11 protein-coding genes are annotated in these 13,389 nt (G+C 59.2%); 4 read left to right on the top strand and 7 right to left on the bottom strand.

Annotation, left to right across the window (positions count from 1 at the left end):
• Positions 1 to 131: 131 nt before the first annotated feature.
• Both EV561_RS23180 and EV561_RS23175 read left to right on the top strand, forming a co-directional pair.
• On the top strand, positions 132 to 1,265 hold the full coding sequence (locus EV561_RS23180) for an esterase-like activity of phytase family protein (protein WP_132524862.1): 1,134 nt from the start codon (positions 132 to 134) through the stop codon (positions 1,263 to 1,265).
• Between the two features lie 172 nt (positions 1,266 to 1,437).
• Positions 1,438 to 2,619 (top strand): AI-2E family transporter, encoded by a 1,182-nt coding sequence (locus tag EV561_RS23175; protein WP_188079979.1) that lies wholly within the window; start codon positions 1,438 to 1,440, stop codon positions 2,617 to 2,619.
• A 5-nt stretch (positions 2,620 to 2,624) separates the two neighbouring features.
• On the opposite strand, the gene EV561_RS23170 is transcribed toward EV561_RS23175, so the two are convergent.
• Positions 2,625 to 3,764, bottom strand: coding sequence for a DUF2336 domain-containing protein (locus EV561_RS23170; protein ID WP_132524858.1), 1,140 nt, complete (start codon positions 3,762 to 3,764; stop codon positions 2,625 to 2,627).
• Positions 3,765 to 3,992: 228 nt separating this feature from the next.
• Here EV561_RS23170 and EV561_RS23165 point away from each other — a divergent pair, with 228 nt between their 5' ends.
• On the top strand, positions 3,993 to 4,709 hold the full coding sequence (locus EV561_RS23165) for an aldolase/citrate lyase family protein (RefSeq protein WP_165927885.1): 717 nt from the start codon (positions 3,993 to 3,995) through the stop codon (positions 4,707 to 4,709).
• A gap of 18 nt (positions 4,710 to 4,727) precedes the next feature.
• Here the strand turns inward: EV561_RS23165 and EV561_RS23160 are convergent, their stop codons facing one another.
• Together EV561_RS23160 and EV561_RS23155 are read right to left on the bottom strand one after the other, a co-directional pair.
• Entirely contained in the window at positions 4,728 to 5,339 is a 612-nt protein-coding gene (locus EV561_RS23160) for a flavin reductase family protein (protein ID WP_132524854.1), read from the bottom strand.
• A 1-nt stretch (position 5,340) separates the two neighbouring features.
• Positions 5,341 to 5,922, bottom strand: coding sequence for a nitroreductase (locus EV561_RS23155; RefSeq protein ID WP_132524852.1), 582 nt, complete (start codon positions 5,920 to 5,922; stop codon positions 5,341 to 5,343).
• 109 nt (positions 5,923 to 6,031) lie between these two features.
• Here EV561_RS23155 and EV561_RS23150 point away from each other — a divergent pair, with 109 nt between their 5' ends.
• The gene (locus EV561_RS23150; protein WP_132524850.1) at positions 6,032 to 7,150 is read left to right on the top strand and encodes a hypothetical protein; all 1,119 of its coding nucleotides are present in this window, start codon (positions 6,032 to 6,034) and stop codon (positions 7,148 to 7,150) included.
• A gap of 8 nt (positions 7,151 to 7,158) precedes the next feature.
• On the opposite strand, the gene EV561_RS23145 is transcribed toward EV561_RS23150, so the two are convergent.
• The 4 genes from EV561_RS23145 to EV561_RS23130 all read right to left on the bottom strand — a co-directional run bounded on the left by EV561_RS23145 (position 7,159) and on the right by EV561_RS23130 (position 13,325).
• Positions 7,159 to 7,998 (bottom strand): lysophospholipid acyltransferase family protein, encoded by an 840-nt coding sequence (locus EV561_RS23145; RefSeq protein WP_132524848.1) that lies wholly within the window; start codon positions 7,996 to 7,998, stop codon positions 7,159 to 7,161.
• A gap of 118 nt (positions 7,999 to 8,116) precedes the next feature.
• Positions 8,117 to 10,126 carry a threonine--tRNA ligase gene (gene thrS / locus EV561_RS23140; RefSeq protein ID WP_132524846.1) on the bottom strand — a complete coding sequence of 670 codons (2,010 nt, stop codon included), beginning with the start codon at positions 10,124 to 10,126 and terminating at the stop codon, positions 8,117 to 8,119.
• A 153-nt stretch (positions 10,127 to 10,279) separates the two neighbouring features.
• Positions 10,280 to 12,757: a tetratricopeptide repeat protein gene (locus EV561_RS23135; protein WP_207910574.1), complete on the bottom strand. Its 2,478-nt coding sequence runs from the start codon at positions 12,755 to 12,757 to the stop codon at positions 10,280 to 10,282.
• 247 nt (positions 12,758 to 13,004) lie between these two features.
• Positions 13,005 to 13,325 carry a ribonuclease E inhibitor RraB gene (locus EV561_RS23130; RefSeq protein ID WP_165927884.1) on the bottom strand — a complete coding sequence of 107 codons (321 nt, stop codon included), beginning with the start codon at positions 13,323 to 13,325 and terminating at the stop codon, positions 13,005 to 13,007.
• Between the last annotated feature and the right edge of the window lie 64 nt (positions 13,326 to 13,389).

The raw sequence follows: 13,389 nt of genomic DNA, 5'->3' as shown, positions 1-13,389 counted from the left end.
GGCTGGGTCGGCAATCAATTTATCGGCAGGACCGCGCGGCGTAACAAAGGCGTCACAAGGCAGTGCATAGATGGGCTGCCGGTTCTCTGTCATCCGGCGTTCCCTTTGATCCAATGTTGCCGGACCCTTCCATGCTTAAGCCCTTTTTGACGACCAGTGCTCTTGTTCTGTTGTTCAACGCCAGCGCTTACGCCACCGGGATCGGCCAGACCATCGACGTGCCCTGCCCGTTCGGCGATTGCAAAGCCGGGATAAGCCTCTCCTATCTCGGCGAATTCGATATCCCCACGGGCTTCATGGAAGGCGGCGTGGAGGTCGGCGGCCTCTCGGGCATCGATTTCGATCCCGCGACCGGTCATTATATTTCGATCAGCGACGATCGTTCCGAGAAAGCACCTGCCCGCTTCTACGATCTCGACATCGATGTCAGCGCGGACGGTCTGAAGGGCGTTACCGTCCTCGATCATGTGGTCCTGAAGGACAAGAACGGCGAACCCTTTGCGATCCGCACCGTCGATCCGGAATCGATCCGCATCGGCAAGGACGGCATTTATTGGAGCAGCGAAGGCGACGGCAAGGCGCTGCTGCCGCCCTTCGTCCGCGTCGCTAAGCCGGACGGCAGCTTCGTCAGGGAATTCACCCTGCCCCAGGGTTTTGCGCCCACCGCAGATCACAGCACGGGCATCCGTGATAATCTTGCCTTTGAAAGCACGACCTTCCTGCCTTCCGGCGATTTTCTCGTCGGCCTCGAATCCGCCCTCTATCAGGACGGACCGATGACGACACTCACCAACGGAAGTCTCGACCGCGTGATCCGCTACGATGCGGCGACCGGCGAACAGAAGGCGCAGTATGTCTATCCCGTTTCGCCGATTCCGCAGGGCGCCGCAAAGCCGGACGGCTGGAACGATTTCGGCATGTCCGAATTTCTGGCCCTGGATGACCATCATCTTCTGTCGATCGAACGTGGCTATGCGCAAGGCGTCGGAAACTCTGCCGTGATCAACATGTTCGATCTCGACGGCGCGACCGATGTGAAGGACATTCCTTCGCTCGCCAAGGCAGACCAGCGGATCGTCCCGGTCAGGAAGGCTCAGGTCATGGATCTGCGCTCGCTCGGCCTTGGGCCGGACAATGTCGAGGGCGTGGCGCTGGGCAAGGCCAAGGACGGAACCGACGTCCTGATTTTCGTGGCCGACAACAATTTCAATCCGACGCAGAAGACACAATTCTACGCCTTCAAGGTTGTTCGCCGTCCTCAATAAGGCTTCGCACTGCTCTTAGCTTGGATGCGTTCAGGACCTGCTGCTCGCAGCGGTAGTCTTCATGTTGTCATGCCGCCGTATTATATGCGCGCGGCAGCTGTTCCCCTTGAAACAGCCCAGATCATGGCCCATAACCGGTTCATGTAAGAAGAAACTGAAGAAGTGAAGCCGGGTGGGTATGTTCGAACGACAGAATCCGAGAGAGCCAAGATGGCTGGGGCCTTCCGCGTCGGCGCGGGTCGCCCTGATTCCCTCGATTTCGGCTGCTCGATGGCTGCTGCTTTTCATTGCCCTTGCCGCCATCTATTTCTTCTACGGCTTCATCATTCCGGTGCTGGCCGCCCTGGTGATCGGCTTTGCCACCTGGCCGCTCTATAGCGATCTCCTGCGCCGTACAGGCGGCAATCGCACGATCGCAGCCACCATCGCGATCATTCTGATTGTCACCTTCCTCGTCCTGCCGATCGTCTTTGCGGTCATCTATACGTCGGGCGAAGTGCGCGACTGGTTCGCCTGGGCGGTCCATGCCAACCGTTTCGGCGCTCCGACGCCGCAATGGATCGTGGCACTGCCGGTTGTCGGCTCGTGGCTCGACGAGCAATGGACGCAATATATCGGCGATCCCGGCTCTATCGGCGAGCTTGCACAGGTCGTCAGCGGCGCCAATATCGGCAATATCTATCGCGCGGTGCTGGCAGCCGGCGGCGGCGCCTTCCATGTGGTGCTGACGCTTCTGTTCATGCTGATCGCGCTGTTCTTCGTCTATCGCGATGGTGCCTCATTCGTGCGCCAGCTCGACCTGATCGGCGAGCGCATCCTGCCGAACCGCTGGGAGCGCATCTCGCGCGTCGTGCCGGCCACCATCAGTTCGACGGTCATGGGAATGACGGTCATCGCCATTGGCGAGGGCATCGTTCTCGGTCTCGCCTATTGGGTCGCCGGCGTCCCTTCCCCCGTCACGCTCGGCGTTCTGACCGGGATTATGGCGCTCGTTCCGGGCGGTGCTCCGCTTTCGTTTACGCTTGTCGCGATCTACCTCCTGGCCAACGGTGATCATGTCGCCGGTATCGGTCTGGTGATCTGGGGAACGGTCGAGCTCTTCATCGTCGACAAGACCTTGCGCCCCAAGCTTGTTGGTGGACCGATCAAATTGCCTTTCCTGCCCACCTTCTTCGGCCTTGTCGGCGGCGTGAAGACCATGGGTTTCCTCGGCCTGTTCATCGGCCCGGTTCTGATGGCGATCATCGTCGCAATCTGGCGTGAATGGATTCGCGAAGTGGAATTGGCCGAGGAGCAGGCTCAGCGCGAACCGGAGCTTCAGCTCCGTATCCATCGGGAAGCTTCCGAAGGCTGATTCTGTTAGGCGGCTGCGAGAGAAGCAAGCGAGGCGAAGCTGCGGGCCGATTGCCTCTGTTCAGCAATATGCAGCTTTTCGACCATGTCCATCAGCTCGGTTGCGGCTGGGGATACGCTGTCTTTGCGCCGGAATATCTGCAGGAGCCGCGACGACACGTTTTCGAGCACGGACCCGGCATCGGCCCGGGAGGCATTGCGCCATAGCAGCGTGGCCTCCACGAAGACGGCGCTGATATCGCGCGGCAGGCCTGCGGATTCGTAGAGCGCCCGCACCGCATGCATGCGGCCGTTACCCAGGATCGAGCGCACGCGGCGTTCGTCGCAGCCGGAAAGGCTGACGATAGTCGCCGCAAAGAAATCCACCTTGCCCGAGCAGAGCGCATGCATCAGGAATGCCGGAGTAAGCCGGCCTGAGAGCCGCAAGTGTTCGACCAGTTCCGGAATATCTTCGTGCCGCACGGCGCCGGCAATGGTAACCGTCGCAGTCTCGCCGGCTTCGCGGGTGATGTGGCGTAGTCGCTGGCTTCCGATCGCTGCCTGTACGAGATTGAAGCCTGAAAGCGCCTCACTGACGCGCTGCATCAATAAGTGACGCGCGTCGGAAGGCAGGTCCTCCCGCTCAAGCAGCAGCCTGCGCACATCGCAGCAGTCGCCAAGCCGCTCGGCTATACGCTTCAGGGAGGCGCGCGAGATGGCTGCTCCATCGTTCTCCAGAAGGCAGAGAACATCCTCCTCGCCTCCAACCTCGGCGAGTGCGGCCGAAACGGATCGCGAGACCGAGCCGCGTGAAGCGATGAGAATTCGGGTGACGCTCGTGCCTCGTGCTGCAAGATCGACCAGATCCACGTCGGAAAAGAGCGGCGAGGAAATAATGACCTGGCCGGCGATCTCGGGCTGGTCTTCCGCGAGCGATAAAATTACATTCCGTGGTGCAGCATCCGAATGGGCAAGGGCTTCGGCAAGGGACAGTCGCACGCGCGGCGACGGATCATCGAGCAGATAAGTCATTGCCATTTCGGCAGCAGCGCGTTCTTCGGTAGGCATCGAAGACTGAAGATAGGCCCGGCCCAATGCATTGGCTGCCTTCGCCCTGTCTCCGGTCTTGGCGGTTTCCGCCCAGCGAAGAAATGCTTCTACGATCACGTTACGCCCCAATACTTGCGGGACAATCCTTGTCCGCCAACTACAGCATTCACGTTACCTTCAAAAAGTTTATGATTGGTTCACCATATTCATTAACCGCTGACCGAGATATGTGACCGTTTATGGGGCGGTCCCCCTCCCCGGAGGACCCAATTCCAGCTAAGGTAGTTTACGTAACGTAATGCATCCTGCGTAGGGCCTGTTGAGGCCAAGTTGGGGAAGTTCCGCTTGATTAGGTCCTGGTTCCTGGCGCCTGCGGGCAACGAAACGAAGCTGGTCGAAGGCCTCGCCAGCAATGCCGATGCGTTCGTCCTCGACCTGTCCCAAGCGCAGGCCGTGAACGCCGAGGAAGCTCGCCGCGCAGCTGCCAATTTCCTGCGGCAAAATCATTCCTCTCCCATGGTGTTCTACATCATGACCCATGCTTCCGGGAGCGACCTTCTGCAGGGCGATCTCGAGGCTCTGGTTCCTTTCGAACCTGCCGGCATCGTCCTTCCGCATGCCGATGGTGGCTCCGATCTGCAACAGCTCGATGTTATGATCTCCGTTCAGGAAGCTCTGGCAGGGCTTCCCGTTGGCCGCACGAAAATCGTGGCCCTGACCGGCGATCATGCCGGGGTCGCCTTTTCGGCCGGCAGCTATCGTGCCAAATCGCAGAGATTGGAAGCGCTGGGATGGTGGGCCGATCGGGCAGCCGGCAATATCGGCGTCAACCGTCTGCATGAATCGAATGGCCGTCTGGCAGCTCCCCTCGAAGCCGTCCGTACCTTGACCCTGCTCGGAGCCAGCACCGCGGGTGTCGGCGCGATCGACACGCCCTCGGCAGCCATGGATATCGAACATTTCCGCGTCGAATGCGACTCGGCTCGCGGCGATGGCTTTGCCGGCAAGATCGCCATCAGCGCCGAACAGGCGGCCGTCATCAACACAGTCTTTGCCGCCTGACAGGCTTCAGCGTCGAGCCTAGCTCTGCGGCGGCTTGGGGCGGATCATCTCGAAGACCTCGCTGCCTTCGCTATAGTCCATGTAGCCCATGCGAGCCACAGGTCTCGCCAGCGACATGTCCAGGCGCCCATTCCGAATGATCGTCTCGTCGATGTGAATGCCGACGACCTGGCCGAAGACCATGACATTCAGAGCCGGCTCGCCCGAGAGTGTCCTCGGATTGAGAATCTCGGTTACCCGGCACTCCAGAACGGCAAACGCCTCGGCAACATAGGGTGCGTCTATCAAGGTACCGGTCTTTGCCGTGAGGCCCGCCAGTTCGAACTCGTTGACGCCGTACGAGACGGCGATCGACGAGGCATTCATCTTCTCCACGAGATTGCGGCTGACGAGATTGGCGGTAAAGACACCGCTTTCCTCGGCGTTCCTGACGCTGTCCTTCTTCCCGTCGGACGAGAACATGACGATCTTCGGCCGATCGCACACGGCGTTGAAGAAGGAATAGGGCGACAGGTTGATCGAGCCGTCGCTCCCCTTGCTGCCGATCCAGCCGATGGGGCGCGGCGCAACGATGGCCTTGAACGGATCGTGCGCGAGACCGTGCTGGTTCGCATCGGTCGCATAGAACATATTACTCTCCGCCGACCCAGGTTACGGTTTCGACCAACTCCGGACGGGGCCGTTCTGTCGACGGAAAGGTGCTCGAACCGATATGGATGAAGCCGGCGACCTTCTCGCCCGGCTGTACGCCGAGAAGCGGATAGGCGCGTTCATCATAGGCGAACCACTCGGTCAGCCAGTTCGAAACCCAGCCATGGGCATTGGCCGACATGAGCAGATTGAGGCACAGGGCGCCCGCCGACATCAACTGTTCCCATTCCGGAATCTTGACATGCGGCGCCGCCTTGCTGACGACGGCGATAACGACGGGGGCGCGGGTGAAGCGCGCGCGTTCGACCTCGATCATCTCGGGCGACAGGTCCGGTTTTGCCGCCAATGCGAGCTTCAAAAGCTCCTCGCCGATGCGCTTCCGCTCCTCGCCGCGATAGACGATGAAACGCCAGGGGGCGAGCTTTCCGTGATCCGGAACGCGCGAGGCAATACGCAGAATGTCCTCGATTTCGGTCTTGTCCGGGCCGGGCTCGGACATCTGGAAGGCTGGGATGGATCGGCGGACCGCAAGATAATCGATCAGCTTAATATCATTTTTCATGGATGAATTGCTTTCGTCGAGATGCGCAAGGCGGACAGGTCTTGAATTTGCCACTGGATTGGTCTTGAAGTGGCCTTTGTCGCTCAAGAAGTCAATCGGTTGGGAACGCATGTCAGCTACTTTGGCCCTCGCCCGGATCGGCTTTGCAATCGCCGCGCTGGTGGTGATGCCGCTGACTGCTGCTGCTGCGGACGCCTTCAAGGAATTCAAGCAGCTCGATACGACCTCCAAGATGCCGAAGCTTAACGCCTTCATGGCGCCAGGCGCGGCCAAACCGAGCAATTCGGAGCTGCGCGAAGTTGCCTTCGATGCAAAGATGACAGCTGATGGTCAGGCTGTGCAACAGGGCCTGTCCTGGTACGTTTTCAGTCCGATCCCGGGTGCCGACGGCAAGTTGCCGCTGGTTGCCAGCTCGAAGGGCGGATCGGCCGATTTTCAGCTCGCTCCAGGGGATTATTTCGTCAACGTTTCCTTCGGACGCGCTGGCGTCACCAAGAAACTGACCGTGCCTGATAGCGGTGCCATACAAAAGCAGGTCATGGTGCTTGATGCCGGCGGCATCGTGCTCAATGCCGTCTCGGGCTCCGACGTGCGCATCCCGCCCGGCGAACTCAGCTTCTCGATCTATTCGAGCGACGTGAAGGAAGATGGCACACGCGGTCTCGTGATGGCCGACGTCAAGCCGAACACGCTTATCGGCATCAGTGCCGGCACCTATCACATTGTTTCGGAATACGGTCAGGTCAACGCGATCATCCGCGCCGATATCCAGGTGGAGTCCGGCAAGGTGACCGAAGCGACCATCCAGCATCGGGCCGCAAAGATCACGCTGAAGCTCGTGTCGGATGCCGGCGGAGAAGCCATTGCCGATACGGCTTGGTCGGTACTGACGTCATCGGGCGATATCGTTGCGGAAAGCGTCAGCGCCTTCCCGACCATGGTCCTGTCAGAAGGGGTGTATACGGCCGTCGCCCGCAACAAGGACAAGATCTACCAGCGCGATTTCAACGTGACCGCCGGGCAGAATTCCGATGTCGAGGTCTTGCTGAGGGAGCAGCCGCAGGAAGTGCAGGAACCGCTGCGGCAGGAGGATCAGGCTGTTCCGGCCGTTCAGCAAGTCGTGCCGCAACAGGCGTCGCCAGCTGAGCAACCTCATCCGGCTGGCAAAGCACCGCTTCCGACCTATGAACAGCTTGCCCCCGGCGAAAGCGGCACCAGCATGGATTGAGAGGCTGGCTAGGCTCGCTTCAAAAACGGCCGCCGCGGCGGCGCCATGGAAAAGACAGCACTATAGAGCCGCGACAGCAGATCCTTGCGATCATTTCCCTTGTTCAACGATTCCCACGATATCAGCTCGCCTACATGGGAGGTGATCGTGCTACCCGACAGCCGGCGAAATTCACGGATCAGCAGCGAAAGGCGCAGCGTCAGCGAAAGCCGGCTCGCGAGATGAAAGAGCCTGCCGTTCTGCCCTTCGAAATAGATCGGAATGACGCTAGCGCGCGCAGACTGCACGAGCTTTGCCGGGAACATCTTCCAGGGCAAGTCCTCTGCCCTGCCGAAGCCCTTTTTTGCAGTTGCAACTCCGCCCGCGGGAAAGACGATGATCGTCGTTCCTTCCTTCAGAAGACGAAGGGCCTCATGCCGTGTGCGCATATTGATGGCCAGCGCTTCCTTGGTCTCGTCAAAGGAGATCGGCAGGGAGTAATCCGCCATCTCAGGCACTTTCAGGAGCTCATTGTGAATGAGCACCTTGAACGGGCGACCGAGCTGCTCGGCGAGCGCGAGAACAGCAATGCCGTCACCGATGCCGAAGGGATGGTTCGCGACGATGACAACGGGCGTATCATCGGTGAGGTTGCGCGGCGGCCATTCGCCCCTGATATCCATGCGAACGTCGATAAGGTCTAGCATCTTGCCGAACACCCGCTCGCTCTTGCCGACGATATCCGTACGCCAGATATCGTAAAGGCGCGCGTAACGGTCACGGCCGGACAAGCCCTCGATCGAGCGAATGAACCAGCGCTTCAGACGCGGGTCCCGTTCATTGGCATAGGACAGTTCTTTGAAATTCAAATGGGCACCGGGCGCTGCCCGCTCCTCGATCATTCAGGGGCCATATATTGCAGGTATATGTCAGGCATCTGACAGCACGATGAAAACGCTGCCAGATGCTAATTGTTCAAACTGCAGTTCAGGCCGCCGCCTTTGCCTTCTTGGCTTCAGCCTTGCGCAGAAGATCCGGTGCGGTCGCCTCATGCGCCAGTTCAGCAATCGCTGCATCCAGCGACATTGAAGTCTGGGCCTGAGAGCCGAGCCGGCGGATGTTGACGGAACGCTCTTCTGCTTCCTTCTTGCCGCAGACGATGATCACGGGAACCTTCGTTACCGAATGTTCGCGGATCTTATAGTTGATCTTCTCGTTGCGGAAGTCGGTCTCGACGGTGAGGCCGGCGTCACGCAGCGCTTCGGCAACCTCGGCGCCATACTCGTCCGCATCCGAGGTGATCGTTGCGACAACCACCTGCAGCGGCGATACCCATAGCGGCATATGGCCGGCGAAGTTCTCGATCAGGATGCCGAGGAAGCGCTCCATCGAGCCGCAGATGGCGCGATGGATCATGACCGGCTGCGTCTTCTCCGAATGCTGATCGATGTAGAAGGCGCCGAAACGCTCCGGCAGGTTGAAGTCGACCTGCGTGGTGCCGCACTGCCATTCGCGGCCGATAGCGTCACGGAGCGTGTATTCGAACTTCGGCCCGTAGAACGCACCCTCGCCCGGCAGGATGCCGGTCTTGATGCGCCCGCCGGACTGCGCCTCGATCGTCTTCAGCACGTCCATCATCACGCTTTCGGCACGATCCCAGAGCGCATCGGAGCCGACGCGCTTGTCGGGACGCGTGGAGAGCTTGACGACGCATTCCTCGAAGCCGAAATCCTTGTAGACCGACAGGATGAGATCATTGATCTTCAGGCACTCGGCGGCCATCTGCTCGTCAGTGCAGAAGATATGCGCGTCATCCTGCGTGAAGCCGCGCACGCGCATCAGACCATGCAAGGCGCCCGACGGTTCGTAGCGATGCACGAGACCGAATTCCGCAAGGCGAATCGGCAGTTCGCGGTAGGACTTCAAGCCATGCTTGAATATCTGCACGTGGCCGGGGCAATTCATCGGCTTCAGCGCGAAGACGCGGTTGTCGGCATCCTTGTCATCGGGATGGGTGAAGGCATGGGCGGATTTCACCGCGAACATGTTCTCCTGATACCAGCCCCAGTGACCGGAGGTTTCCCACAGCGACGTATCAAGCACCTGCGGCGCGTTGACTTCCTCGTAGTCGCCGGCAAGACGCCGACGCATATAGGAGACGAGGGTCTGGAACACGCGCCAACCCTTGCCGTGCCAGAAGACGACGCCCGGGCCTTCTTCCTGGAAATGGAAGAGATCCATTTCACGGCCAAGACGGCGGTGGTCGCGCTTTTCGGCCTCGGCGAGGACGTTCAGGTAATTGTCGAGATCAGCCTGTTCGGCGAAAGCCGTACCATAAATGCGCGACAGCATCGCATTGTTGCTGTCGCCGCGCCAATAGGCGCCGGCCACCTTCATCAGCTTGAACGCCGCGCCGATCTGGCCGGTGGAAGCCATGTGCGGGCCGCGGCAGAGATCAAACCAGTCGCCCTGATTGTAGATCTTAAGGTCCTGCCCCTCGGGGATGGCATCGACCAGCTCGACCTTGTAGTTCTCGCCCTTGGCGGCAAAGACTTCCTTCGCCTTCTCACGCGACCAGATCTGCTTGGTGAACGGCTTATTGCGCTGGATGATTTCCTTCATCTTCTTTTCGATGACAGGCAGATCGTCGGGCGTGAAAGGCTCGTTCTTGGCAAAATCGTAGTAGAAGCCGTTTTCGATGACCGGGCCGATCGTCACCTGCGTGCCGGGCCAAAGCTCCTGCACGGCTTCGGCGAGAACGTGCGCCGCGTCATGCCGGATAAGCTCCAGCGCGCGGGAATCCTCGCGGGTGATGATTTCGATCTTGCCGTCGGTCACGGCGTCGGAAAGATCGCGGACGGTGCCGTCGATCGCAATGGCGACCGCCTTCTTGGCCAGCGACTTTGAAATGGATTCGGCGACATCGCGACCGGTTGCGCTGGCATCATAGCTGCGCACGGAACCATCGGGAAATGTCAGGGAAACGGATTGGGACATCAAAATTCTCCTTGTCCAGTCCCGCCAACGAATGCGGGTGGTAAAATAGACCGGGGATTCCCGGCGGCTGAAGGTCGGCGTGATACTTCGTTTCACTGTTGAAGTCAAAGTCCAGCTTGTCCCAGAAGGCGTCAAATCTCCCGCTGACGCGGGCTAGGAAGCGTTGGCCTTGTAATAGTCTTCCAGAACTTTCGTCGTCGCCGGAGTGATCTCGTCGGTGATAGGTCCGCTGAAAAGTCCGCGCTGACGAAGGCTTTGCTTGAGCGCGCGGAGAGTGAATGGCGACATCGACTTCAGGCGGGATATGATCACTTCGTCCCCTTCGCTCAGCGCCTTCAGAACGCTTTCGGCGGCAAGGTCAGAGCTGTAGAGGCGATCATAGGCAAACGCGATACGGTAGGCGGCGCCCTTGTAGCCGAGATCGCTCGCCCTCAGATACCATTGCAGGGCCGCGTTCTTGTCCACTGCGGTGCCACGCCCATCGTCATACATCCGACCAAGGGCGAACATGGCGCTGCTGGAACCCAGATCGGCTGATTTCTTGTAGAACTCGAAAGCCGCCTTCAGGTCGATCGGCACGCCGTTGCCGTCCTCGTACATATAGGCGAGATTGAGGGCGCCGATTGCCGAATTGCCGTCTGCCGCCTTCTTGTACCAGCGGAGCGCTATGTTGGCGTCAGCAGTGGTTGCCATCCCGTTCTGGAAGAAGAAGCCAACTGCATTCATCGCGTCGGCGTTAGAGTTGCTGGCGGATTTCAGAAACCAGTTGAACGCCTTGGTAAGATCGATCGGCACGCCGTGGCCGCCCTGGTACATGTCACCGAGCAGGTACGCGGCGTCCTCGTCGCCCTTGGAGTCACTTTTCGTTAGCCATTCCAATGCCTTGGCAAAGTCAGCCGTCGCGCCGCTGCTGCCGTAGTAAAGCCGGCCGAGCCGATACATGCCTTCGGCTGAACCGCTGTCGGCCGCCTTGCCATACCATTTGATGGCCTCGTCGAAATTCTGCTTGACGCCGTCGCCGCTTTCGTACGCTCTGCCCAACAGAATCACGGCTTTGATATCTCCAGCTCCGGCGGCCTTGCTGTAGAATTGTAGGGACTGCCCGTCATCGCGGGGCAAGCCGTCATCGCCGCGATAAATCCCACCGAGCTCCACCATGGCCTTGGTGTCGCCGGCCGCCGCTGCTTTCTTCAACCATTGGACTGCCAGGCGGATATCGGGATCTGTGCCCTGCCCTTGCTCGTACACGATGCCGAGATGGTACATTCCAAGCGCGGTGCCCTTAGCAGCACTGCGCTTGTACCAACGCAGCGCCTCCGCCTTGTCTGCCTTGACACCGTATCCGGAGAAATAAAGGTTGCCGATGTCGTCCATCGCAAAGCCGTTTCCGACATCAGACGCCTTGCGAAGCCAGGACATGGCCTTTTTATCATCGCGAGCGACACCGTCTCCGACCGAATAGGCATTGCCGAGAGCATCCATGGCGTCCCTGTTGCCAGCTTCAGCGGACTGCGTCAGCAATTCGATTCCCTGCGCAGTATCGCGTTGGATGCCTTCGCCGTAGTAGTAGATCTTACCCAGATAGTAGCGCGCGTCCTCATCGCCGAGCGCCGCGGCCTTTGAGAGCCACTCCTTCGCAAGTTGCGGATCCTTCGGCACGCCCTCGCCCCAGCGGTACAAGAGTCCGATGTCACGAATCGCACTAACGACCCCGCGGTCGGCTGCTTCTTTTTCGAAGGACATGGCGAGGGCATAATCTCTCTTGTCTCCATACCGGTAAAACTGCCCCATAGCTCGATATGCCCAAAACGAGTGCAGGTCGATTGCCTGCTGAATCAAGGTCTTGGCGCGGGGCAGGTCCTTTTCCAGGCTGTCGCCGAAGAGATAGGCCGTGCCGAGCTCAACCGATGCATCCGCATCCCCCAAGGCGATCGCCTGATTAAGAAGCTTTACGGCTTCCGCCGTATTGCGGAGATCGTCGTCGTAGAGATCGATGTCTGCAAGATCGCTCAAAGCAAGAGTATAGCCCCGTGCTGCCGAAGCCTTCAGCAATTCCACCGCATGCGTCGTGTCCTTGGCTACGCCTCGGCCGTGCCGATATAGATAGGCAAGCCATACAGCCGCATTTTCACTGCCGGCCTTCGCCGTCTTGCTGTAGATCTGGAATGCCTTTTCCGGATCGGGGGCGACCCCGACGCCCTCGAGATACATGTGAGCCAGTGCAGCACCGGCGTAGTGATAGCCCAGCCCGTCCGCCAGCTCGAAATAAGAGCGTGCCATGACGAAATCCTGCTGCACGCCCCAGCCGTTAAGATACATGCGGCCGAACAGATAATCGGCCGTTGCATCGCCCATTAGCGCCGCTTTCCGTATCCATATCAGCGCAGCCGGAAAATTGCGGTCGCGTCCTTGGCCGTAGATATAGGCCGTTGCAAGATAGCCCATCGCTGGCGCATAGGAATCTGCGGTCGCCAATTCCTCTAATCCCACCACCGCCGGCCCGTAGTCCCCCGTATTGAAAAGGCTGGAATAATAGAAATAGCGCGCCTCTACCGATTGCGGATCGGACTTGCGATAGGCATCGCAGACATTAAGCACGTGCCGCCAATAGGTCAGGCCGGAGGCAGACACCTTGTCGCTCTCCAGTGATCTGCACTCATCTGCGGATGTTTTCTTGTCGTCCGACACGTCGGCTGCGCCTGCGGTCGAAGCGAATATGGTGAAAAATACCAGAGCTAGAAAAAAGGGCTTCATATCAAAGACATTTTCGAGAAAAAATCGCTACGACGCTAGTGATATCCTGAAATTATGCAACTGCAAGTGCATTTTTCTACACGATTCCAAGCAGGCTAGATCGTGAACCCATAAGTCACCGGCCTCAGACGGTGAAGAAGCCCCAGCCATCTGCTTGACCGCGATAAGATCGCGCCAACGCGTCGAGATACTCCTCTGTGTCGGTGATGGCTTCGCAGGTTAGTATCATTTCCTTGGACGCAATAACGTCCCAGGGGTCTACCTCTCGTTCGACATCGTGCACTGCTACGGCAAATCCTTCCGTTTCAGCTGCCCTGGCGAAGGCGTCGGCCGATACTTTGTCAGGGAAGATGTGGCAGAAATCGATAGATCGAGGAGAGCTAAGGTCTCTTCCGTCAGATTCGAATTTATGCAGGATCGCGGCGTTCTCTTCGAACAAAGACACAGGTATATACCCTCGTAATACATGTCGACACTTTATGGGCGCTGCAGGAATTACAGCTCCGCTG

Origin of the sequence: Rhizobium sp. BK376, from assembly GCF_004341625.1 — a bacterium.
GTDB lineage: Bacteria > Pseudomonadota > Alphaproteobacteria > Rhizobiales > Rhizobiaceae > Rhizobium.
The sequence above is the reverse complement of the archived record's forward strand: the minus strand, read 5'-3'. Positions and strand labels throughout refer to the sequence as shown.

Bases quoted from the DNA above. Each gene is read 5' to 3' on its own strand.
- EV561_RS23160 (WP_132524854.1), bottom strand. From the start codon at position 5,339: ATGTTCTATGCGACCGATGCGAACCAGCACGGTCTCGCGCACGATCCG.
- thrS (WP_132524846.1), bottom strand. From the start codon at position 10,126: ATGTCCCAATCCGTTTCCCTGACATTTCCCGATGGTTCCGTGCGCAGC.
- EV561_RS23150 (WP_132524850.1), top strand. From the start codon at position 6,032: ATGTCAGCTACTTTGGCCCTCGCCCGGATCGGCTTTGCAATCGCCGCG.
- EV561_RS23180 (WP_132524862.1), top strand. From the start codon at position 132: ATGCTTAAGCCCTTTTTGACGACCAGTGCTCTTGTTCTGTTGTTCAAC.
- EV561_RS23155 (WP_132524852.1), bottom strand. From the start codon at position 5,922: ATGAAAAATGATATTAAGCTGATCGATTATCTTGCGGTCCGCCGATCC.